Source organism: Paraniabella hibiscisoli (assembly GCF_022512515.1).
Lineage (GTDB): Bacteria > Bacteroidota > Bacteroidia > Chitinophagales > Chitinophagaceae > Niabella > Niabella hibiscisoli.
On the sequence record NZ_JAKWBK010000001.1, the window covers coordinates 119,834 to 141,978 of the forward strand.

General features: G+C 42.3%; 27 protein-coding genes, 3 pseudogenes and 1 riboswitch. Of the genes and pseudogenes, 16 read left to right on the forward strand and 14 right to left on the reverse strand.

Features of this window, described 5'->3' with window-relative positions:
- The first annotated feature begins 9 nt into the window (after positions 1-9).
- Positions 10-150, forward strand: a complete 141-nt coding sequence (locus tag MKP07_RS00795) for a hypothetical protein (protein ID WP_240844559.1) — start codon at positions 10-12, stop codon at positions 148-150.
- Between the two features lie 97 nt (positions 151-247).
- Here the strand turns inward: MKP07_RS00795 and MKP07_RS00800 are convergent, their stop codons facing one another.
- From MKP07_RS00800 to MKP07_RS00810, 3 genes are all read right to left on the reverse strand, one after another.
- Positions 248-1,444, reverse strand: a complete 1,197-nt coding sequence (locus MKP07_RS00800) for a trans-sulfuration enzyme family protein (RefSeq protein ID WP_240844560.1) — start codon at positions 1,442-1,444, stop codon at positions 248-250.
- A gap of 153 nt (positions 1,445-1,597) precedes the next feature.
- Positions 1,598-1,712: riboswitch (SAM riboswitch) on the reverse strand.
- Positions 1,713-1,944: 232 nt separating this feature from the next.
- The gene (locus tag MKP07_RS00805; RefSeq protein WP_240844561.1) at positions 1,945-2,505 is read right to left on the reverse strand and encodes a sulfite exporter TauE/SafE family protein; all 561 of its coding nucleotides are present in this window, start codon (positions 2,503-2,505) and stop codon (positions 1,945-1,947) included.
- A gap of 151 nt (positions 2,506-2,656) precedes the next feature.
- A complete protein-coding gene (locus MKP07_RS00810; RefSeq protein WP_240844562.1) occupies positions 2,657-2,926 on the reverse strand; it encodes a hypothetical protein in 270 nt (89 codons plus the stop codon).
- Between the two features lie 384 nt (positions 2,927-3,310).
- Between MKP07_RS00810 and MKP07_RS00815 the strand changes: the two genes are divergently transcribed.
- Complete coding sequence (locus MKP07_RS00815; RefSeq protein ID WP_240844563.1) at positions 3,311-4,537, forward strand: sterol desaturase family protein; 1,227 nt, start codon at positions 3,311-3,313, stop codon at positions 4,535-4,537.
- Between the two features lie 42 nt (positions 4,538-4,579).
- Here the strand turns inward: MKP07_RS00815 and MKP07_RS00820 are convergent, their stop codons facing one another.
- Positions 4,580-4,819: a hypothetical protein gene (locus MKP07_RS00820; protein WP_240844564.1), complete on the reverse strand. Its 240-nt coding sequence runs from the start codon at positions 4,817-4,819 to the stop codon at positions 4,580-4,582.
- Between the two features lie 256 nt (positions 4,820-5,075).
- On the opposite strand from MKP07_RS00820, the gene MKP07_RS00825 reads away from it, so the two are divergent.
- From MKP07_RS00825 to MKP07_RS00840, 5 genes and pseudogenes are all read left to right on the forward strand, one after another.
- Positions 5,076-5,357, forward strand: a complete 282-nt coding sequence (locus MKP07_RS00825) for a hypothetical protein (RefSeq protein WP_240844565.1) — start codon at positions 5,076-5,078, stop codon at positions 5,355-5,357.
- Positions 5,358-5,685: 328 nt separating this feature from the next.
- Positions 5,686-5,850: pseudogene (locus tag MKP07_RS41900) on the forward strand (carboxypeptidase-like regulatory domain-containing protein); the annotation flags it as partial.
- A 46-nt stretch (positions 5,851-5,896) separates the two neighbouring features.
- Complete coding sequence (locus MKP07_RS00830; protein ID WP_262919096.1) at positions 5,897-7,948, forward strand: TonB-dependent receptor; 2,052 nt, start codon at positions 5,897-5,899, stop codon at positions 7,946-7,948.
- A gap of 85 nt (positions 7,949-8,033) precedes the next feature.
- Positions 8,034-8,510, forward strand: coding sequence for a DUF4625 domain-containing protein (locus tag MKP07_RS00835; protein ID WP_240844567.1), 477 nt, complete (start codon positions 8,034-8,036; stop codon positions 8,508-8,510).
- Between the two features lie 97 nt (positions 8,511-8,607).
- A complete protein-coding gene (locus tag MKP07_RS00840) occupies positions 8,608-9,612 on the forward strand; it encodes a DUF4625 domain-containing protein (protein WP_240844568.1) in 1,005 nt (334 codons plus the stop codon).
- Positions 9,613-9,766: 154 nt separating this feature from the next.
- On the opposite strand, the gene MKP07_RS00845 is transcribed toward MKP07_RS00840, so the two are convergent.
- From MKP07_RS00845 to MKP07_RS43480, 3 genes and pseudogenes are all read right to left on the reverse strand, one after another.
- Entirely contained in the window at positions 9,767-10,474 is a 708-nt protein-coding gene (locus MKP07_RS00845; protein ID WP_240844569.1) for a DUF421 domain-containing protein, read from the reverse strand.
- 43 nt (positions 10,475-10,517) lie between these two features.
- Positions 10,518-12,055, reverse strand: a pseudogene (locus tag MKP07_RS00850) (glutamine--tRNA ligase/YqeY domain fusion protein).
- Positions 12,028-12,189 (reverse strand): hypothetical protein, encoded by a 162-nt coding sequence (locus MKP07_RS43480; protein WP_240844570.1) that lies wholly within the window; start codon positions 12,187-12,189, stop codon positions 12,028-12,030. Before MKP07_RS43480 ends, MKP07_RS00850 begins: the two are co-directional and overlap by 28 nt.
- Positions 12,190-12,392: 203 nt before the next feature.
- Here MKP07_RS43480 and MKP07_RS00865 point away from each other — a divergent pair, with 203 nt between their 5' ends.
- Positions 12,393-13,082, forward strand: coding sequence for a hypothetical protein (locus MKP07_RS00865; protein ID WP_240844571.1), 690 nt, complete (start codon positions 12,393-12,395; stop codon positions 13,080-13,082).
- A 175-nt stretch (positions 13,083-13,257) separates the two neighbouring features.
- Here the strand turns inward: MKP07_RS00865 and MKP07_RS00870 are convergent, their stop codons facing one another.
- Together MKP07_RS00870 and MKP07_RS00875 are read right to left on the reverse strand one after the other, a co-directional pair.
- Positions 13,258-13,698 (reverse strand): hypothetical protein, encoded by a 441-nt coding sequence (locus MKP07_RS00870; protein WP_240844572.1) that lies wholly within the window; start codon positions 13,696-13,698, stop codon positions 13,258-13,260.
- Between the two features lie 317 nt (positions 13,699-14,015).
- Positions 14,016-14,456: a hypothetical protein gene (locus MKP07_RS00875; protein ID WP_240844573.1), complete on the reverse strand. Its 441-nt coding sequence runs from the start codon at positions 14,454-14,456 to the stop codon at positions 14,016-14,018.
- 886 nt (positions 14,457-15,342) lie between these two features.
- On the opposite strand from MKP07_RS00875, the gene MKP07_RS00880 reads away from it, so the two are divergent.
- Positions 15,343-15,495 carry a hypothetical protein gene (locus tag MKP07_RS00880; protein ID WP_240844574.1) on the forward strand — a complete coding sequence of 51 codons (153 nt, stop codon included), beginning with the start codon at positions 15,343-15,345 and terminating at the stop codon, positions 15,493-15,495.
- Positions 15,496-15,578: 83 nt separating this feature from the next.
- Here MKP07_RS00880 and MKP07_RS00885 read toward each other — a convergent pair whose 3' ends face one another.
- Both MKP07_RS00885 and MKP07_RS00890 read right to left on the reverse strand, forming a co-directional pair.
- Complete coding sequence (locus MKP07_RS00885; protein ID WP_240844575.1) at positions 15,579-16,121, reverse strand: hypothetical protein; 543 nt, start codon at positions 16,119-16,121, stop codon at positions 15,579-15,581.
- A 71-nt stretch (positions 16,122-16,192) separates the two neighbouring features.
- Positions 16,193-16,435 (reverse strand): hypothetical protein, encoded by a 243-nt coding sequence (locus tag MKP07_RS00890; protein WP_240844576.1) that lies wholly within the window; start codon positions 16,433-16,435, stop codon positions 16,193-16,195.
- A gap of 286 nt (positions 16,436-16,721) precedes the next feature.
- Between MKP07_RS00890 and MKP07_RS00895 the strand changes: the two genes are divergently transcribed.
- The 3 genes from MKP07_RS00895 (at position 16,722) to MKP07_RS00905 (ending at position 18,152) form a co-directional block, all read left to right on the forward strand.
- Positions 16,722-16,997 (forward strand): heterodisulfide reductase-related iron-sulfur binding cluster, encoded by a 276-nt coding sequence (locus MKP07_RS00895; RefSeq protein WP_240844577.1) that lies wholly within the window; start codon positions 16,722-16,724, stop codon positions 16,995-16,997.
- Positions 16,998-17,169: 172 nt separating this feature from the next.
- A complete protein-coding gene (locus MKP07_RS00900) occupies positions 17,170-17,511 on the forward strand; it encodes a (Fe-S)-binding protein (protein WP_240844578.1) in 342 nt (113 codons plus the stop codon).
- Between the two features lie 107 nt (positions 17,512-17,618).
- Entirely contained in the window at positions 17,619-18,152 is a 534-nt protein-coding gene (locus tag MKP07_RS00905) for a hypothetical protein (protein WP_240844579.1), read from the forward strand.
- A 10-nt stretch (positions 18,153-18,162) separates the two neighbouring features.
- Here the strand turns inward: MKP07_RS00905 and MKP07_RS41905 are convergent, their stop codons facing one another.
- Positions 18,163-18,255, reverse strand: coding sequence for a glutaminyl-peptide cyclotransferase (locus MKP07_RS41905; protein ID WP_394803520.1), 93 nt, complete (start codon positions 18,253-18,255; stop codon positions 18,163-18,165).
- Positions 18,252-19,010, reverse strand: a complete 759-nt coding sequence (locus MKP07_RS00910) for a glutaminyl-peptide cyclotransferase (RefSeq protein WP_240844580.1) — start codon at positions 19,008-19,010, stop codon at positions 18,252-18,254. Before MKP07_RS00910 ends, MKP07_RS41905 begins: the two co-directional genes overlap by 4 nt.
- 161 nt (positions 19,011-19,171) lie before the next feature.
- On the opposite strand from MKP07_RS00910, the gene MKP07_RS43485 reads away from it, so the two are divergent.
- From MKP07_RS43485 to MKP07_RS41910, 3 genes are all read left to right on the forward strand, one after another.
- Positions 19,172-19,570 (forward strand): 3,4-dihydroxy-2-butanone-4-phosphate synthase, encoded by a 399-nt coding sequence (locus tag MKP07_RS43485; protein WP_317235740.1) that lies wholly within the window; start codon positions 19,172-19,174, stop codon positions 19,568-19,570.
- The gene (gene ribA / locus MKP07_RS00915; RefSeq protein ID WP_317235741.1) at positions 19,548-20,372 is read left to right on the forward strand and encodes a GTP cyclohydrolase II; all 825 of its coding nucleotides are present in this window, start codon (positions 19,548-19,550) and stop codon (positions 20,370-20,372) included. Before MKP07_RS43485 ends, ribA begins: the two co-directional genes overlap by 23 nt.
- A gap of 265 nt (positions 20,373-20,637) precedes the next feature.
- Positions 20,638-21,045: an iron chaperone gene (locus MKP07_RS41910; protein ID WP_394803609.1), complete on the forward strand. Its 408-nt coding sequence runs from the start codon at positions 20,638-20,640 to the stop codon at positions 21,043-21,045.
- Positions 21,046-21,060: 15 nt separating this feature from the next.
- Here MKP07_RS41910 and MKP07_RS41915 read toward each other — a convergent pair.
- Positions 21,061-21,378, reverse strand: a pseudogene (locus MKP07_RS41915) (winged helix-turn-helix transcriptional regulator); the annotation flags it as partial.
- A gap of 208 nt (positions 21,379-21,586) precedes the next feature.
- Between MKP07_RS41915 and MKP07_RS00925 the strand changes: the two are divergent.
- Positions 21,587-22,114, forward strand: a complete 528-nt coding sequence (locus MKP07_RS00925; protein WP_240850604.1) for a nitroreductase family protein — start codon at positions 21,587-21,589, stop codon at positions 22,112-22,114.
- Positions 22,115-22,145: the final 31 nt, after the last annotated feature.

The following is a 22,145-nucleotide window of genomic DNA, read 5'->3' on the forward strand; positions in this document are numbered from 1 at the left end:
CTTTAAAAGATGAAAGAAAAAGAAGGAGAATTAGTAATTGTAGGTGATCCAGTAAAAGGAAATGCATTAGCAACAACAACAACATATACAGGTTGGCAAGGCAAGCATTCGATTGCTGCGGTTGTAAAAACTATATGTTGTAAACTGTAACAATTATTATAGATTGATAAAGCAAATATAGAAAGAAAATATTAGTCCACCAAATAAGTAGACTAATATTTTATAATTATTTTTTTACCCTTCACTTTTATGCTGCCTCCACTTTACTTGTAGTGTTTACGTCATTGGCTTGCTCAGATATTGATTGACCAAAGGCTTGCTCAAGATCGCTGATCAGATCTGCGGCTTCCTCTAAACCCACTGACAGCCTGATCAGGCTATCGCTCACTCCGGCAGCTTTACGCTTTTCAGCAGGAATGCTCTTATGCGTCATTGCAGCCGGATGGCATAAAAGACTTTTTACGCCACCCAGGCTTTCGGCGAGCCTGAAGTATCGGGTAGCAGTTACAAACCGGGTAGCCGCATCTTCTGTATCTTCTTTTAACGTAAACGACACAACCCCGCCAAAACCACTAGCCTGTTGCTTCGCAATTTCATGATTGTGATGCTGCTCCAGCCCTGGATAAAAAACTTTTTCAACAGCAGGATGCTGCTGCAGGTACCTGGCTACTTCCAAAGCATTAATACAATGCTGCTTCACCCTGAGCTGTAATGTTTCGATCCCTCTTATGATCAGCCAACAATCGAATGGCCCCAAAACAGCACCACTGGCGTTTTGTATAAACTTTATTTTAGCGCCCAACTCTTCCGTCTTTGTAACCACCACACCGGCTATCAGGTCGCAATGCCCTCCCAGGTACTTGGTTGCAGAATGTACTACAATATCGGCGCCCAGCAATAGCGGCTGTTGCAATGCCGGAGATGCAAACGTATTGTCTACACAGAGCAAACAGTTATTGGCCCTGGCAATCTTAGCGATGGTAGCAATATCTGATATTTTCAATGTGGGATTAGTTGGTGTTTCGATCCATACCAATTTGGTTTGCGGGGTGATAGCTTCAAATACATTGTTAGCGTTGGTACTATCTACGTATTTTACGCTAATCCCAAATTTCTCATACACATGAGTAAATAGTCTGAATGCCCCTCCATAAATATCGTCTACTGCCACGATCTCGTCGCCGCTCTGCAGCAGCTTTACTACAGCATCAATAGCTGCCAACCCGCTGGAAAATGCAGCGCCTGTACTCCCGCCTTCTAAACCTGCAATGATCTTTTCTAACGTGGCCCTTGTGGGGTTATTCGTTCTTGAATAGTCGTAACCGAGATTAACGCCGGGCGCTTCCTGCACAAATGTGGATGTTTGATAAATAGGAACTGCGATTGAACCTGTAAGAGGATCTACCGGGATGCTGTGAATGGTTTGTGTTGCATTGTTGCTCATAACTGATTTGTTTTTAAAGATGAAAAATGTATGATCATCAAACCTTATCAGGAAAAACATCGGGTATGAGCTTAGTATAAACAAAAAAGCTCATCCGACGAATCAGGATGAGCTTTTACTATTTTACTAAATAATACTTGTAAGCTGAACGCTGACTTATCTGCCTCCGCTATTACGGAGATGGATTTGGCACCTTTTTCACAGCTTTGCTGCGAACAGGTTGTCAAGGCTTCATCGGGCCATTACCCTCTGCCTTTCTTGATAAGAGATTGAAAAGAACTACTGCAAAAGTAAAGCGTATAGATTTTAAATTCCAAAACTTTACTGTACTATTTTTTATAACAACTTTATTAAGATCCTGGCACTCCATATAATCACGAGTACACCCAAGAGAATAAACGCGGTACGGCGAGGTAATCTACCCGCAAGTCTGGCCGCCAGCGGAGCCGCAATCAGCCCGCCGATAATGAGGCCTAAGATCGTTTGCCAGTGGCTCACTCCTAGTAAAATAAAAAAGTAAAGGCGCTGGACAAAGTAACAAAAAATTCAGTCAGGCTTACAGAACCTATAACGAACCTTGGTGTACGCCCTTTGGTTATAAGCGTAGTTGTCACTAACGGGCCCCATCCGCCGCCGCCAAATGAATCAAGGAAACCACCTGCACCGGCCAATGCTCCGTATCGTTTAAATTTCTTTTTCTGCACCTTTTTCTTGAATGCATTGGATAGTATTTTAACCCCCAGGAACAAGGTATAGCATGCCAGTAATGGCTTTATCCAATCTGCATATTTCTCTCCCAGGTATACCAACAAAACAGCACCGGCTATTGCACCTATCACCCCAGGCAATAAGAGTGTTTTAAATAGCTTTTTATTCACGTTGCCAAATTTGTAATGACTATAGCCCGAAGCGCCGCTGGCGAACATTTCCGCCGTATGTATACTACCACTTATAGCAGCCGGACTTACTCCTGCAGAAAGAAGTATGGTAGTACTGGCAACTCCATATCCCATGCCCAGTGCTCCATCTACCAACTGTGCCACAAAGCCTGCTGCCAGCATGATCAAAAACGCCTGATCTAAGGAACTATATAAATTAATGGCATGAACCCTGATTTCCTGGAAAGGCCAGTAAGAAAAATCATGTGCCCAATTAACATAAAGGCAAATGCAGCGAGTGCATAAGTTGCAATTCTTTTGTTGGATAATCCCTTTAATCCTGATGGTTTTTTTCCGCCGCAGTGCCGTTCACAGGTGCTCCTTCGTACCGGCTTACATGGCCGATTCGTACATTGGCTAACCCATATTCGGTTGCATCATTATTGATCTGCTCAACAAGAACCGGATCGCTAGTTGCAACAACCAATGCATCTGCGTGCTGAATATCAAACGGATCATATAACCGCTCTTCAATTACCACTTTCGCATGGGTAGAGGCCCATTCTTTCAGGTCATCGCTTAATTGTTCTGCAATAATGCGCACCTCGGCTCGGGCGCGCTGTGGTCAATTTCTTTAAGATGTTGAATAGCAACACTGTCTCCCCTATAACCAGCACGCGCAGCCCTTCCATCCGCAAAAGAAACGGGAAAGAGGACTCCGTTGCTTTCGTTTGATTATTAACAGCTATTCCATCATTCATAATCCGATATTCAATTTTCCCGACTATGCTTTTCACTGAAACGAGTAAAAAACATATTAGTCTATAATTTTAGTGGACAAATATATTATAATATTTTCATTTTCTTATATAAATTTTTTATTACCAAAATTCCGTTCCGGATTTTAGTTTTCTATAACATCTCCTATTTAACAAAACAATACCTTTGATTAGTCTATTTAAAAAGTAGACTAAAAAAATCTATTATCATGCATTTAAATTTTTTAGCGTTTGCTATTCCGCTGTTTCTTTTCTTTATCGCCTGGGAATATTTATACTCTAAAAGAAGCGGGAAGAATTTCTTTCAGTATGCAGAGTCTGTGGCGAATATAAATGTTGGTATAGCAGAACGCCTGCTGGACCTTTTTACGACAGGTTTGTTTTTTTATTTCTTCAATTATGTTTATGAAAATTTCGCCCTCTTTGATATTAAGGCAAGCTTGCTGGTATGGGTGCTTTTATTCCTGGTTACAGATCTCATATGGTACTGGTACCACCGGTTTGCTCATGAGATCAATGCTTTCTGGGCAGCGCATGTAGTGCACCATCAAAGTGAAGATTTTAATTATACGGTTTCTGCGAGGATCACCGTATTCCAGGCAGTAATAAGAAGTTTATTTTGGGCCATACTACCCTTATTAGGATTTCCTCCGTTGATGATATCTATTTTACTACTGGTACATGGTATTTACCCTTTCTTTATTCATACGCAGGCATTGGGAAAATGGGGTTGGTTTGAAAAGATACTGGTAACACCCACCCATCATGGCATTCATCACGCATCTAATCCTGAGTACCTCGATAAGAATTACGGAGATGTATTGATCATCTGGGACAAGCTTTTTGGCACTTTCGTTGAAGAAGATAAAAACATCAAAATAACCTATGGCTTAACTAAACCGCTGGAGAGTCATAGTTTTCTATGGCAGCATTTTCATTTTATGCTGGAAATAATGCTCAACTTTTATTATGCCAAAGGCTTTAAACAGAAATGGCGTACACTGTTTGGAAAACCCGATGACCTGGATCCGCGTTACAGGGCCATCCTGGAAAGAAAATTTTTACGTTACAGGAGAACAAAAGAAACTCCAACAAAAGCGATGAGGTATTATGTAAGTATACAAACAGGAATATCACTACTGGTGCTTTTTATTGTACTGCTATTTGTAGACTACTTTTCGGCTACATCACTTGCCTTGTTCTCTATGTTCATTCTCGTTAGTCTTATTAACTGCGGCGCAATATTAGATCAGCGGCGATGGATATCTTACCTCGAAATAGCCCGGATCTGCCTCTTGCTGTTTATATGTTACTACTATTATCCCTCCAATTATACAGCTACCATTTTCGTATCGGCTATTATGATTGCGATTGTTTACTTCAGCGACATTCAACGTTTTTACACAAGGGTTTTATACAGCAGGTCGAAAACTTAGCCATGCAAATTTATCACCAGGTATAAATTAGTGAGGCATCACCTAGCGGTTAGACTTAAATAACACAATAGCCGTAACAAAGTCAGTTTCTCCGGAGTCACTGCCCCGTTGAATCTTAATGTCTTCAATAATCAGATCAGGGTAATCGCTGATGCGTTGTTCTACCTGAATTTTTAAGGATTGAAAGATTGGAAGATCAATCATTTTCTGATCCTTCTCCATGGTACTTAATTCTTTTTTTAGATCGGCTTTATTTAAGTCGATAGAAATAGGCTCGAGCATAGCTTTACAGTTGAGGGCTTCAAAATGGTTTGGGCAATTTATAGTTGCCGGGCTTTACCAAAAATAAACATTCCTGCCAGTATCGCTGCCAGAAGTTTTTAATCACATTAACTAATCTTATGATTTTTTTAGATTTCTCTTGGTAGTTTAAATACGAATATGCAACTTTGTTGCAGTTTTGCAACAGTCGTATCAACATACAAGGCATAGATTCAAACAAGCCGGAGCTATAGGATGCTTTCTCCTGCTTTCGTTTGTGCTCTATATCCAAGCGTTTCATCACCACCACGACTCTTCTGAAACGGCAACTACCACCCAGGTAAAAAAGTTAACTACAGGCAGCGAACATTGTTCTATCTGCGATCATATTAATACGCGTAACATCAGCGGAGCTCCCGAACAACTTAGCTATTCTTTAGCAGCACCAATACTACAGGTTTATAATCCATATAGTTACTATATCAATATAGACAGGAAGCTTTTCCTACAGGCTTATACAAACAAGGGCCCACCTTCTTCCAACCTGTTTACCATCTAACCAGCCTTTAAGGCTTTTTTATCATTTTTGCTATTTACAATAGCGATCATTTTACTGTCCAGGTTATAGTCCGGTAGCAATCACCATCATTGTTATGTTGGCTATCGTGTCTTTCCAGGGTTCCTGCCATTGTTTTATGAGTAGGCACCCTATAGCACGCGCACCTGCTACAGCAGTTTTTTACTATGAAGTTTTTACTGATGCTGTGTTGCATAACCTTATGCAATACTGCCCGCACGCAATCTCATCAAATCATTGTAACCGTTTCTGACGATGAGCATCTGCCCGTAACCGCGCTTCGATTGAGCTTAAACCCTATACCGCAGGCATCAGCGACTCAACGGGTCGCTATATTTTTCGCGAAGTAAAGACAGGTCCTTACGAAGTTAAGGTCTCCTTGCAGGGGTACAAAACCGTTGTAAAAACAGGCGTTCTGAATCAAAACGATGTATCACTGATCATAAGGTTACACCCGGAAAGTCACACATTAAAGGAGGTAATAGTTCAAAATAATTCTACTGCTCAAAGAAAAAGAAACCATGCTCAACATGGATATTGTAAAAGCAGGTTTTATTCAACAGCACCTGGGTGGCAGCCTGATGCAGAGCCTGCAACGATTGCCCGGTGTAAAAACCATCGGGATTGGTTCGGGGCAATCCAAACCTCTTATCAGGGGACTGGGTTTTAATCGCGTGGTGGTACTGGACAGGGGAATTAAGCATGAAGGCCAGCAATGGGGAGCGGACCACGGTTTGGAAATAGATCAGTTTACTGTACAGGAAGTGGAAATACTTAAAGGCCCTGCATCTTTTACTTACGGGTCCGATGCTATCGGCGGCGCCGTAAACATTAAGCGCCCTCCCTTACCCGCCCCGCAAACATTTGGAGGTGATATAAACCTGATAGGCAAGACTAATAATAACCTGTTAGGCACTTCCATTAATGTATATGCCAGAACACAACGCTGGATGACAACAGCACGCTTTACCCTTCAGGACTATGGGGACTACCGGGTACCTGCAGACAGGTTGTATATTTATGACTTTGCAGTAGACCTTTACAACCACTACCTCCGTAATACGGCAGGGCGGGAAACCGGTTTACATCTAAATACCGGCTATATTGGCGACCGGGTAAAATCGATCTTTTATTTAAGCCATACTTACTCGAAAACAGGCTTCTTCGCCAATGCACATGGGCTGGAACCCCGACAGGTAGATGTGGCTATGCATGATGCCAGCAGCAGGGATATATTAAGTCCTTATCAAAGAGTTAACCATTTCAAGGCACTCAACCATACGAGCTTTCAAATCAACCAACATCAACTGGAGCTGGAGAGCGGTTTTCAAAATAATGTAAGGCAGGAATATAATCACTATGTAAACCATGGTTACATGCCCGCAATATATCCGGACTCCCTGGGTATTCCGCGCAACCTGGAACGGGCTTTCGACAAACAGGTTTACTCGCTTCATCTCCGGGATCATCTCCAACTCAATGAACATAAAGTGGAGTTCGGCCTGAATGGTGAACTGCAGCACAATACCATTAACGGCTGGAGCTTCCTGGTTCCTGCCTTCAACCAACAGAGTTGGGGAACATATATATACGATAAATGGAACCTGACTCAAAAACTACTGTTGCATGGGGCACTGAGGTACGACCATGTGCATCTCGCGATGAAGAAATATACAGATTGGTTTCCATCTGCTACCACCATCAATGGACAAACACAGCAGGAATACCTGGTAAGAGCTGACAATATAAACCGCAGCTTCAACAGCGTTACGGGCTCCTTAGGCTTTAACTACAATACGAATCGCTGGGAGCTGAAAGGCAATATAGGCAAGAGTTTCAGAGTACCCATCGCCAAAGAGCTGGGAGCCAACGGCGTAAATTATCATTACTTCAGTTACGAAAAAGGGAATACTTACTTAAAGCCGGAAGAGTCTTACCAGCTGGACCTGGGCGCCGCTTATGACAACGCTGTCGTACGCATTCAGTTGAATCCCTTCTTTAACTATTTCTCCAACTATATCTACTTAAACCCTACAGCCAACCACGATTACTTCTATGGCGCAGGCAACCAGGTATTTGAATATGCCCAGGCCAGGGTTATGCGATACGGAGGAGAATTACAGGTTAAATACCAGCCCTGGGAGAACCTTAGTACAGAGGTATTGGGTGAATATATCTATGCCAAACAATTATCAGGAGATAAAAAAGGTTACACGCTACCCTTCTCCCCGCCGGCATCGGTACTATTCAATATTACTTATAGGCCGGCACATACAGGCATTTTCACCAATACCTATTTATCGGTTGATTACCGGGTAACTGCAGCGCAAAACAATATTGTGCCACCCGAGAAGAAAACCGATGGATACACGCTATTGAATCTTCAGGCCGGCACCCGCTTTCTCATACAGGAGCAGCAGGCAGAGTTAAGTCTTCAATTGCAAAATGCTTTAAACACCCGTTACCTGAGCCATACAAGCTTTTACCGGCTGATTGGTTTGCCTGAACAGGGCCGAAACCTGGTGCTGTCATTAAAAATACCCTTCAGCTTTAAACAGGCTACACAACCGTAATTTATAAGTCTCCATAGTTATGAAATGACCATAAAAATTTTTATGCAAAATTCCATGTAGCTAAAATCAAATAAAAAATATACACATGAAACAAAAGCAATTATTAACCAGCCTACTGGGTCTCTTATTATTGATCGCGGCCTGTTCTAAAAAAGACCAGGATGCCATTGACACTACTTACCCCGAAATTGATGTGCTCACGGCCGGAGCTTTTCCGAAGCAATGCAGCGAGGTGCAGCGGGGGCAGTCCTTCACCGCTAGGATCCACGCAAGCGACAATAAGGAACTGGGATCGGTAAGTATTGACATCCATCACAATTTCGATCACCATTCGCATAGCACAGAAGTAGCAGGCTGCAATATGGATGCGGTAAAGACGCCGGTAAAGCCCATGGTGCTGATACAAACCATTAATGTACCCGGCGGCCAAACCAGCTATGTAGCTGAGCAGACCATTCATATACCGGCAGATGTAGATGCGGGTGACTATCATTTTTTGATACGTGTTACAGATAAGGAAGGCTGGCAAACTATAAAAGGCCTCAGTATAAAAATTAAATAAGCAGCCCTTAACCCCGCGGCAAAATGGCACCCACTAAAAGTGCACTATAATTTCTAAAAATCAATCATAATTATCATTCTTAAAAACTAAAAACAGTATGAAAAAATTTCTCAGTAGCTTCAGTATCTTTTTGTTGCTTGTTGCAGCAGTAACCAGTTGTAACAAGAACGAAGACATAGTAGCCAAGCCAATAGTAACCGGCCTTGAGGTAGGTACAGGCAATAACAAGACCGCTTATGCGGGGTCGGACCTGCACATTGAAGGAGACATAGTGGCAACAGGAACGATCGAAAACGTCGTAGTAGAAATCCATCCTAAAGCTGGCTCAGGATGGCTATTCAACCAGGCATTCACCGATGGATATACAGGCAATAAAAACGCAAATTTTCATGAACATATTGAAATTCCAGCCAACGCTGCTGCGGGCGACTACAACCTGCAAGTTAAAGTTGCAGATAAATCGGGCAATGTTACCGTAGTAGAATCAGCCTTAAAAATAGAGCGTAAAAACCCAAGCGCTGCCCTTATTTTCACTAAGATCACCGGAACCGGAGTAGAAGGGCATGGAGATCATTTTCACGGTTTGGCCGCTGCAATAGAAGGTGCATCTGATACGATCCTGTTTGATGAAAAAGGTACAGCTATATCTAACGCGCATCTGCACCTGGAACCGGAAAGTATTTATAAAATAGGATTAAAAACCTATAATGCAAGCGGTGCTGAGACACAAAATCAATACATAGCCAACGCTGCCGCTGCAGCTAACTATAAAGCTTTCTTAACCGGAGGCAGCTTTATTCTCAACCCCAATTCCCCGGCAGGTGAGGGCGCTATTTTTCAGACACGCGAAACTCAATATGCAGACGGCACAACCGTATCGGGAGCAACCAGTACCACAGGAGTCATTTCTTATTTTATAGTTGGACATGCTAACCAGGGGGAAAAAGACGTTGCGTTTGTGATGCGTAAATTAAACGCTAATGTGAAACCAACTATTACGCGCGTAGATTGGAACCGCACAGACTACGCAACCGCTTTTGCAGGTACTAATGAGCTGGAATTAAAGTTCGAAATTCATGCAGAAGACGGGCACGATCATTAATTACCGGGCGCAATTGAAACCCGGTTTCAAAGCAGCGTTCAGCCTTTTGATCCAACAAATGACTCAGGCGTTTAACACTCATTCAATCTGGCTTTTTTAATCGGAGGTTTAAATGGAGAATCCGCGAAAGTAATTTCGTGGATTTCTCTTTATACTAATACCATTTTGATGCACATCCTTCAGACCATTTGGCTCCATCGCAATCTTTACAGGGAGTTATAGGTCCCTGTATTTTATCTTCGGTATACCCGCAGCATACACAGGAGTACAATCCATCTGCGGGATAATAATCTGTATAGAACTTTTTAATCTTATCGGGTAGAATATGCAGACCTGGTTTAATTTCATCCGGAGGCTTTTTAAAAACACTTACATCGCCGTTTACTTCGAGTATGGCATATTTTACCTGGCCCAGGTGCTCTATTCCCGCCAGCCGCAGCTCCATAAAGAATTCGTCAAATGAAATATTTTCATTTTTTACAACCTCTTCGGTGTAACGTCCATCTTTAATGATGGTGACAGGCTTACCCTCTATCATCCTTTCAAACTTATCAGATTTGATCAGAAGCCAGGTAACCAGTTTATAGAATAGAATAATGCTAACAATGGTTAGAACAGCGGGGAGCACGCCTACATCCTTATAAAAGCCCATATCTCCTGCAGCGGATCCCAGGGTAAGAATAATTACCAGCTCAAAAACGGTCAACTGCCTCACGCCCTTCTTGCCAGTCAGCCTGAGAGCTAGTAAAACGATTATGAAGGATATGAAACACCGTACAACTACTTCAAATAAAAATACCCACTCATCCTGCCCAAGAAAAAATTCTCTGGCATTAAATATACTCAGGCTGCGTGCATTCATAACTATCTATTAATTATGAACCCATGCAAAAACAATGCTAATACTACTTGCCTGCTTTAGCCCAGCTATCTTTCAACGTAACGGTACGGTTAAACACCAAAAGATCTTTAGGACTTTCCTTATCCAGCACAAAGTACCCCTTGCGCAGAAACTGGAAACGGTCTGCTATGACGGCTTCTTTCAATGCAGGCTCAGCCAGCGCTCCGTTCAATACCGTTAAAGAGTTCGTATTAATATAAGATTGAAATTCGCCTTCTTCGTTTGCAGGATTCTCCACAGTAAATAAGCGGTCATATTCATTGATCTGTATCGCAATATGATCTTTAGCATTTACCCAATGCAGGGTTCCTTTCACATTGATGCCCGAAGTATCGGCGCCACTCTTACTTTCCGGTATATAACTGCAATTCAGCTGTGTTACATTACCCGCTTCGTCCTTTACCACTTCATCGCATTGAATAATATAGGCATGCTTTAACCGAACTTTCTGACCGGGCGCTAAACGGAAATATTTTTTAGGCGGATTCTCCATAAAGTCTTCCCGTTCTATATACAGCTCATTGCTGAAAGATATTTCGCGGGTACCCGTATTAGAATCCTCGGGATTGTTTTCAGCTATCAGCAACTCACTTTCCTTTTCATAATTGGTGATCACCACTTTCACAGGATCGAACACCACCATTCTTCTTAAAGCGATCTTATTCAAATGTTCGCGGGCACAAAACTCCAGCAAACCAAGGTCTACCATATTATCACGTTTGCCCACCCCGATCCGGTCGCAAAAATCACGAATGCTTTCCGGCGTATAACCCCGGCGGCGATAACCAGCAATGGTAGGCATGCGGGGGTCATCCCAACCCGATACATACTTTTCATTTACCAGCTGCAGCAGCTTTCTTTTACTGGTTACTGTATGACTAAGGTTTCTTCTCGCAAACTCATATTGTTTAGACGGGAATATGCCCAGCTTCTCAATTAACCAGTCGTACACTTCGCGATGAGGCACAAATTCCATCGTACAGATGGAGTGCGTAATATTTTCTATAGAATCGCTTTGACCATGTGCAAAATCGTACATGGGGTAAATACACCAGGCATCACCGGTACGATGGTGGTGCGCGTGTTTAATACGGTACAGAATAGGATCGCGCATCAACATATTCGACGATTCCATATCTATTTTGGCCCTCAGTACTTTCTCGCCATCTTTATATTTACCGGCACGCATGTCAGCAAACAGCTGCAGGTTTTCTGCTACCGATCTTTCAGCATATTGGTTACGATGTCCTGGCTGTGTAGGCGTTCCTTTTTGTTGCGCAATTTCTTCGCTGGAACTGTCATCCACATAGGCCAGTTTATTATTGATCAGCTTTACTGCATATGCATACAGGGTTTCAAAATAGTCGGAAGCGTACAGTTCATGCTTCCATTCAAAACCCAGCCATTTAATATCTTCCTTAATACTCTCTACATATTCAGTGTCTTCAGTAACCGGATTGGTATCGTCAAAACGCAGGTTGGTGCCTCCACCGAATTTTTTGTCAGTCCAAAATTCAGGCAAATGCTACTGGCATGGCCAATATGTAAATATCCATTAGGCTCTGGGGAAAACGGGTCATTATAGACTCATATTTCCCTTCCGACAGATCATTCTCTACGATTTCTTCTAAAAAATTGAGGCTTTTTTCCTCTTCTACATGCTTATCTACGCTCATACTTGTTTTACTGGTGTGACGGCAAATTTAACTTTTTAAGCGGATTTTACAGTCATTCTTTATTTTGATTTTTTTAATACGAGCTGTTGCGACTCCGGCTGCTTAGCCGTTATACAGGTCATGAAACGATTATACTCATTGGTCTTGTTCGCCGCTAACCTGCTTTTATTCTCCTGTAAAAAAATAAGATCGAAAATCCTGTTGTGGAAATCCCTGTTAAAACAGTGGCTTTTGCGATAAAAGATATTGATCTGAAAGAAAGGACCAACTGGATATTGACAGGAGGCAGTCAACAATATTCTTTCAATATTATAGCAGACACATTGCACGCTGTTCCCGTAGGTGATCCCTATTCGCTCCGGTACGAACCAGTCCCCTACACTTTTAACTATATAGGATTCGGGATGGTTTCTCCATCTTATTACCAAACGCCTGATGCATCTCTTAAAAGAGAGGTTTATGCCACTTCTCCTACAATCATATTCCCCAATATTGCCGACCAGAGTGATGAAGCCAAACTTAAAAATGCCGATGCACTGATCGCTATAAATTATGAAACACCATCAGCCAATATCAAAGATGGCCAGTTCATTCACCGTAATACATTGATAGATTTTGAAACCGTTAATATTTCTGATGATGCGATCGTTACGGTGCTTCAAAGCGAAGAGACGAAACCATGGCATTATAAAACCGGCTTCTATAAAGCAATTGTTGTAGCGGTTCCGGCAATATCTGTAAAAATCGGCACCGAAGTGTTTAAGGCACAGGTAATCGACCCCAAGGGCATGTCTGGCAATGCCCACTATACTTTTAAAGTGGTATATGATGCGGGTAAGAAGGCAATATCCATCACAGATCTTGCGTCGAAAAAATGGTCAACCATCAACTAATCTTTTCAAGTAACATTACATATTTCCGAGGGATAACGCCCCCACCTATTACAGCAAGGGCGTTATCCTTCCCATATTATTTACCTGCCTATATACTCATAAGTGGTAGTAGATACTGTTGCACTGTTAGAGGAGCTATTCTCTATAGATGCCGGGTAGCCATCTGAATTGACCATTATTTTTCTGGAAAATGTAACCGGCGCACCTGCAACACCGCGGTGTAAGTAATGCGCGTGGTCTTTTCAACCGCATTTTCGCCGGTTTGAGGTCTTATTTCTTCATAGCCATACCTTGATGCTTTAATATTAGTATGCGTGTAGCTTTCTTCCTCGGCGAGGTTGCCCGAAGTGCCAATCCACTTAAAGTTGGCAATATTCTTTTTATCGGCTGTATAGGTATATATTTTCTTGTTAAGGAGGTTACCCGGATAAAGAAGCATTTCTTCAACCCGGTCATCAAAATAAGTAAACGTAGACAACACCCCTTTGGTTCCATCATTATTATAGCCTTGCGAAAGCGCTATTCTTCCCTTATCATCATAACTATAGTCGTACCCATTTTGGCCATATCTTGTAAAGCGCAAGGTTGCAATATGCCCGCGCGCGTCATACGTCAATGCAACAGAGTCGGCTTCTGCGGGTCCTATATAACTTAATAGCCGCCATCACCGCTACGGTTATAGCGCATTACGGTGGTATTACTGCCACTAACGGTTGTTGCGCGAGACACTAAAAATGTTTTAGGCAGGGGTGTAACGTCTTTATCTTTTTGCAGGAGCTAATAGATGCGGCAATGATTAGTAAGCATATCAGGCTTCTCATTAGAATTGGATTTATTTTTTTGTATCGTGTTATCATAAGGATACTGCTACATTGTAACAGTACCAGTCAGGACTGAATTAAGCCGGGGAAAATACCAGGACGTATATCCTCTTTAAAAAGGAAGCGTGGCGTTGATTACTTTTTTAGCACCCTCCCTGGTAAACAGGCTCAGATCTTTAATTTCAACCGTTCTGTCTTTAACCGTAATACTGCCGGTAGATTTTTCGCTTCCGGTAAATTGTTGATCATCCAATCCATTTCCCACCCCCGATAAGCTAACCGCAACAATACCTGGCTCGGGTTCGGTCATAGGTAAAATGGATCCGCCATCATATATTTTCAAGGCAGGGTTGGTAGTAGCATCTTTCTCGTTTATAAACGTAATTTGTAACAACTCAAAATTGCTATTAGAGGGATCGTTGCTTTCGTTGTGCTGGCATAGTACAGAGAAATTTGCTTTTTCTTTATCACCAAAATACTGCGTTTCTATTTTACCTGAAACGGATTTACCGTCAAAGCTAAAATTGCCGGTTTTATCTTCGTCGCTATTCACTGTAAGTCCCGCGTCGCCGGCTGTTTCGGCTACCGTGTCGGCTGCTTTTTTCCATCACTGCCGCCGCAGGAATTAAGGGTTACTGAAAAAACAATTGCAGCAAGAATGGTTATGTAGTTCATTGTGTAGTTTTTAAATTTCACATCATTTGAGTGTATCCCCGTTACCAGGATTTGAAGCAGCTAAAATAATCACGAAATTTCATGATACAGAATTTGTGCAATCCCCAATTTAAGGTATGCGGGGTAATTTACAGGTGGCTCACCGTTTCGCAGCAACGGCCCTTGTCGTGTTTTTGGGGACTAGACCCAACAAGGGCAAGCATTTTATAGATACCTGTTTAACACATCTACATCAATTTCTTTGTTGCAGCTGGTATTGTAGAGAATATAAGTTTTTCAGAAAAGATTTACCCGCTTAATTAGTTTTGCAGGTATGAAAATTTTGCGTCCCTTACATAATATATTGCTTATAGTATCTGCTTTGTTTTTCCTGGCAGCTTTTCTCTCTCTAAAACAGACATTGGACATACATTTGCATGATACGACGATCGTGGTTTCATTTGCGCACATTTTTATGGTTTGCGCTGTTTTTCTTTCCTGCTCTGGCTTTTGTACACCTTTACTTACAGGTTTCTTTTTCACCGAAACTTTATAAAGTGCACGTACTTGGCTCTACGATATTATTTATCATTATTATTCTGGGAAGTCTATGGAACAATCATTTTATAGAGCGCCTTACCAGCTATAGCCCTCAGCAAAAAATGCAATTAGCAACAGAAATAGGTAATAGTATTGCCATAGCTTCTGTATTATTAACATCTATCCAATTACTTTATCCATTAAATTTGATAATCGGATTATTAAAAACTAAAAAATCTTAGGCGATGTCACTACTTAATCAGAATAATAAGAAAGGAAAAAAAGACAACAAAAGCAAGGATAATAATAAGCAGGGTAGTAACTCTAAGTTTATCCAAAAACCACAGGGTGCATTTGTAAGTAAACAACAAAACACCGGTTCCCAGAGAGGAAGCTAAAAGATGTATGACAAATGACAGTAATTAGTTGACAGTTGCAGCAAATGCACTGTCAATTGTCATTTCATATCAGTTATCTGATGTTAATCGAATTTCTCTAATATTCTGAAATGATGCTTGGCCGCACGCAGGTATTTTTTACCCCGCCTGTAAGACCAGTAAGCATGCCCATGTTTAGCATTGTAGCGGCTTATTTCATACAGGGCTTTCCAATGTTGAAGGATGGTTTTGTAAGCTTTTCCTAAGCTCATGCCACAATCATATATATGATTGGGTTCTGCCCCGGCGCCGTTATACTCCAGCACTATAAAATTCTTTCCGTTTTTCAGATCTTCGATGGAGTTAGTTTTGATATCATAGCGACCATAATAAAACTGGGTATCCTGGCTTAATTGATCAAAGACCGACACCAACGCCGGGTTGATTTCGTGGTGCAGGTTGGTAAACCTTGCCCCACGGTTATGATTGCCGGCAAAGGAAAGATAAAAGACTTCTCCTTTTTCGAGAATCCTTGCAAAATCATGTCCATGCCTCAATTCCATTTCTTCTACCCGGTGTTTTGCCCTTTCGTGCTGATTGATGAGTTGTTTGAGCGTACTTAGCCCATCGCCAGTTACCTGTAACAATTCTTTGTAAATAAACCCCGAGACAACACCGGTTGATTGCCAGGGATAGCGATAATAGAATACACTTACCTCTACCGGGAAATCGATTTTTTCCTGAACAATATACTTAAATGGTATGTGGGCGTGGTATTTTTTAACTGTGCATCATCTTCAATTACCCTGAAAAGAATACCTTTCATGCCCACATCAGGCTTCACTACAAAAGGATACCGGATACCGGCAACATCTATCCTGCTCCTTAAATCGCTAAAAGGGATACCTGGTTTTATATAGATCGTTGGAGGAGTAATTGCTGCGGGTAGTAAGCGGTACATTTCTTTTTGCCCTCGCCCTCGAATCCTCCAAAAGTGATATGCGGATTAGAGGGAGTAAAAAACCAAAGCGAACGGCTTTTGATACAGTACCATAACCAAACCGGTGCAATTGGCGCATATAAAATGTGAAAATTCCACAGTTCCCAGTTAAAAAGCCTCTCAAAAAATTTTCTTACGCGCATGAATTATCAGCAAATATACCAGCCGGTGAACTAAAATGAACTAATTTTATGAAGTATAACAGGCATGCTTCATTACCATTTGTATGCCAAAAAATGAAACGATTATGCAGGTACCTACAGCAGCAGAGATATTTGCCAAAGGGGAAACTCCCGAAATCTTATTTTGGGTAGGCTGCGCGGGCAGTTTTGACCAGCGTGCTCAAAAAATAACGCGGGCTTTTACTCAAATACTGGATGTAACTCAAATAAAGTATGCCATATTAGGTAAGGAAGAAATGTGCACCGGTGATCCGGCCAGGCGTGCCGGTAACGAATTCATGTTCCAGATGATGGCTTACCAGAACATACAGGTACTGAATAACTATGGTATTAAAAAATAGTAACCGCTTGTCCGCATTGTTTCAACACCATTAAAAATGAATATCCTGAGCTCGGGGGCAATTACGAAGTGATACACCATACCACCTTTTTGCAGCAATTGATCAACGAAGGCAAAATAAAAATAAAAGAAGGAGGTGATTTTAAGGGCAAAAAGATCACATACCACGATAGTTGCTACCTGGGCAGGCCAATGATATTTACGAGGCTCCCAGGCAGGTATTAGAAATGCTGGACGCAGAACTGGTTGAAATGAAACGCTGCCGCAGCAAAGGACTTTGTTGCGGGGCCGGTGGTGCTCAAATGTTTAAAGAGGAAGAGCAGGGTGAAAAGCGTATCAATATTGAACGGACCCAGGAAGCCCTGGAAACCCATTCTTCCTATATTGCAGCAGCTTGTCCTTTTTGCAATACTATGATCACCGATGGCGTAAAGAACGCTGAAAAGGAGGGGGATGTAAAGGTGCTGGATATTGCTGAAATGGTAGCAGCGAGTATGGAGGTTAAGGTTAGTTAACTGGTTGATTAGTTAACTAGTTGACTGGTTTATTTGTTGACAAGCTGAAAAGTTGATTGATTGACAGGGAATATCGAACCATTAGGCTTAAAACTTGTTATTGGTTTTTGAAATTTGTATTTTATAAAATGAATTTACAGTATAAAGAATTATTACCGGCCCATTTTAGCCCCTCATCGCGCGTTTGGGTTTACCAGGCCAGTCGCTTATTAACCATGTCTGAAGCACTGGATGCAGAAGAGCGATTGAACAGTTTTGCCGAACAGTGGCAAAGTCACGGTGCGGATGTTAAAGCTGCGGGCTTCCTGTTTTTCGGGCAATTTGTTATACTAATGGCCGATGAAACACAGGCTGGCGTAAGTGGATGCAGTACGGATAGTTCGGTTCGTTTTATCAAGTCGCTGGAAGCAGCCTACGGTATCAACCTTTTTGATCGCACTTCCCTTGCATTTGTCATTAAAGATAAGGTACAGCTACTCCCCTATGCACAACTGCAATACGCATTGGATAATGGATTTATTACACCCGACACTTTGTATTTCAACAACCTTGTAGCTAATAAAGAAGAGCTGGAAAACAAATGGATCGTTCCTTTGAAGGAAAGCTGGTTGAAAGACCGGGTAAAGCTGCTCCAGGCTTAAAAGCTCCTTTTTACTTCTGAAAATCTATCTCGTAAACATCCGGCCAAAGCTTACCGGTGATCAAAACCTTCCCGGTAGCCGAATCATAGGCAATGCCGTTCATTTCAGGGAACCTGGTTTGCGGGCGGCAACAGCATTAACTATAGAAGTTAAATTAAGTTTACCCACTACCTCCCCGCTGTTCATATCAATTTTTACTATTTCGGGATGCTGCCAAACATTGGCGTAAACAAATCCATTAATATATTCCAATTCGTTTAAACTATCCCTTACCATTCCGTTTTCAGTTATTTTCAGTGTTCTAACCGGTTTATAATTGTTGGGATCAAGAAATGTGAGGTGCTCAGTTCCGTCGCTCATGATGATACTATTCCCATCCGTTGTCATCCCCCAACCTTCAGTATTGGTGTAAGTAAATTCGTCTATCTTTTTAAATGTTTTAGCATCATACACAAACCCCTTTTGATTTTTGTAGGTAAGTTGATACAATTTATTGTTTAGGAAAACGATCCCCTCTCCAAAATACCTGGACCGGTCTATCTCTATTTTCGGAGTAAAACTACCATCTACCAAACTACTTATTCCAATTACCGATCTTGTAAATGGCAGTTCAGCTGGAGCGCCCCCGCTCTCATAAAGCAAGCCTTTATTAAAAACCAGCCCTTCAGTGAAAAGAGTAGTATCATGCGGATAGATAGCCTTGGTGACATAAGGAATGACTGGCGTAGCAGTCGGACGCTCAACCGTTTGTGTATCATTCGCTGTGTCACTATTACAACCAGTAATCGCCGTCCAAAAGATTGTAATCCAACAAATACGAATCCAATCGGGCAGTATGTTATAATAGGTATACTTCATCAATTAAAACAATTTAAGACGGTGCGATGTTATAATTAGCACAATTTGGCGGCCGGTTAAAAGTAATAAAGTATGCTAAAGCGAACAAACCAAATGATAACCAGTCAGCTGACTTGCAGGGAAGAGATTCAAATTATTTAACTTTGCGAAAATTTTTATAGATGCTCGATTCAATTGAAAGTGCGATTGAAGCTATTAAACAGGGAAAACTGATCATAGCTGTGGATGATGAAGACCGTGAGAATGAAGGTGATTTTATAGCAGCCGCCGGCGCTATCACCCCTGAAATGGTGAACTTTATGGCGACCCACGGACGAGGCTTGATCTGTACCCCGCTGCCTGAAGAACGTTGTGACGAACTGGGACTGGAGTTGATGGTAACCAATAACACGGCGCTGCACGAAACCGCTTTTACGGTATCAGTAGACCTTTTAGGACATGGCTGTACCACGGGTATTTCGGCACACGACCGGTCTAAAACAATTGAAGCATTAAACAATCCGTTTACCAACCCGGCAGATCTCGGTCGCCCGGGACATGTTTTTTCCGCTTCGCTCTAAAAAAGGAGGTGTTTTACGTCGAGTAGGACATACCGAAGCGGCTACTGACCTGGCACGGCTGGCTGGATTTCCTTATCCTTATGGCAGTGTGCTGGTAGAGGTAATGAATGAGGATGGCAGCATGGCCCGACTTCCCGACCTTTTGAAAGTAGCTGAGAAATTTGATCTTAAGATCATCTCTATAAAAGACTTAATCGAATACCGCTTAAAAAGCGATTCGCTTATCGAAGAAATTGTGCGTGTCAACATGCCTACGCAGTATGGAGATTTTAAGCTGGTTGCTTTTAAAGATAAAAACAGCAACAGCGAACACCTCGCGCTGATCAAAGGAGAATGGGAAAAAGATGAGCCGGTACTGACCCGTGTGCACTCCTCCTGTTTCACCGGCGATATTTTAGGCAGCCTGCGTTGTGACTGTGGCGATCAGCTGCATACTGCCATGCAAATGGTACAACAGGAAGGCAAGGGGATCATTTTATACATGAACCAGGAAGGACGGGGCATTGGCCTGATGAATAAGCTGAAGGCGTATAAACTTCAGGAAGAAGGAATGGATACGGTAGAAGCCAACCTGCACCTGGGCTTTCAAATGGACGAGCGCGATTACGGCGTAGGCGCCCAGATATTGCGCCACCTGAACGCTACCAAGCTACGCCTGATGAGCAATAATCCGCGTAAGCGTATAGGATTAGTGGGTTATGGCCTGGAAATAGTAGACAATGTGCCTATTATCATTTCCCCCAACGAGCATAATGAAAAGTATTTAAGCACCAAACGCGAAAAACTGGGTCACGATTTTTAAACTGACCGATTTTATATTTTGGGAAACTCCCGGTTAAATATACCCGGAGTTTTTCTTTTTCACCGTAGAGAAAATAGGACGCAAAGCCTACGCAGAAAGATCATCCAACGACTCAGTCTTATCTCCGCTTTTCCGCATTCTCTGCGGTTAAGCCAGGGCATAATAAAGACCATTAACCCTTTACTATAAAACTTGTCATAGGACAGGAACCGATTCGGGCAATCTTTGTAAATTCGGAAGACCAATCATTCCATAAACGACAACTATGAGCAAGCCTGTAACAATCGAAGAATATTTAGCAACCATTCCTGTTGAAGCGCTTGAAACTGTCAATAAAATCAGGCAGGTTATAAGCAAGGCAGCACCTAAAGCCGAAGAGGGATTAAGCTATGGCATTGGCGGATTTAAGCAAAACGGTAAGTACTTTATTTACTATTCGGGATATAAAAAGCACACCAGCATCTACCCGGCGCCTCGCGGCCATGAAGATTTTGAAGAAGAGTTGAGCAATTATAAGGGCGGCAAAGGTACCGTTCAGCTCCCCCTCGACAAGCCCTTGCCCACTGCGCTGATCAAGCGTATTGTACTGTTTCGCCTCAGGGAAAACGAAGAAAGGACCGGCATAATCAAAAGAAATAATCCCGTTATTCCGCTGCGACCTGCTTGCCCATAATTTTTTGCGATGTGTATTCCCCCAGTCTGCCAGGTTGGAGATCACTGACTTTAGCTTGTGGCCGTATTCCGTCAGTTCATACTCCACTGTAATGGGCTTGGTGTCTACCACCTCGCGCTTTACCAGCTGATTGGTCTCCATATCTTTTAATTCCCGGCTCAGCATTTTACCTGAGATGCCGGTTACATCCTTTAATATCTCTGAATAGCGTTTCTTCCCAAACCCCAGGGATGCTACAATTGATATTTTCCATTTCCCACCCAATACGTCCATAGCGTCATGTACCGCCAGGATCGTTTTCTTACAGGCTTCTGGATCGTGTTTTATTTCCATCGTAAGTTACTTAGTTACCTCTTTGTTACCATTACTTTTTGTCACCTGGTGACAAAAGTAAACCAAATAACCAGAACTTTGCTCCTTCAAACAAGAAATCAATTTATATGGAGCTCATAAAACATTTAAACTGGCGATATGCCACTAAAAAGTACAGCAACAAAAAGTTCCTGCAGAGCAGGTACACCAGATCATAGAAGCTATCAGCCTGTCAGCATCTTCTGCTGGCTTACAACCTTACCGGATCTTCTCCGTTTCTAACGAAGAACTCAAAAAACAATTAGGTGAAGGGTCTTTTAACGGCCAGATAGCAGAATCGTCGCATTTGCTGGTATTTGCTGCGTACACATCTATTACACAAGAACAGATAGCGGCTTACATCAGCTATATGTCCAGGGAAAGAGGCATTACGGAAGGCGGCATGGCTGACTTTCAAAAATCCCTGGAAGGCTTCTTATTGAACCGTCCTGACGGAGAAAATTTTGCATGGGCCGCCAGGCAGGCGTACATTGCCCTGGGCACCGGTATCATTGCCGCAGCTGAATTAAAGATAGACGCCACTCCTATGGAAGGATTTGACGCTGCCCGGGTAGACGAACTATTAGGTCTTAAAGAGAAAGGATTAACAAGCGTGGTGTTACTGTCGCTGGGCTACCGCGATGAAGAGAAAGACTTCCTGGTAAATCTTAAAAAGATAAGGATTCCCAAAGAAGAGTTCGCATCAATCATTGATTAATTTATCAGCCTCCATTACGGAGGTTTTTTTA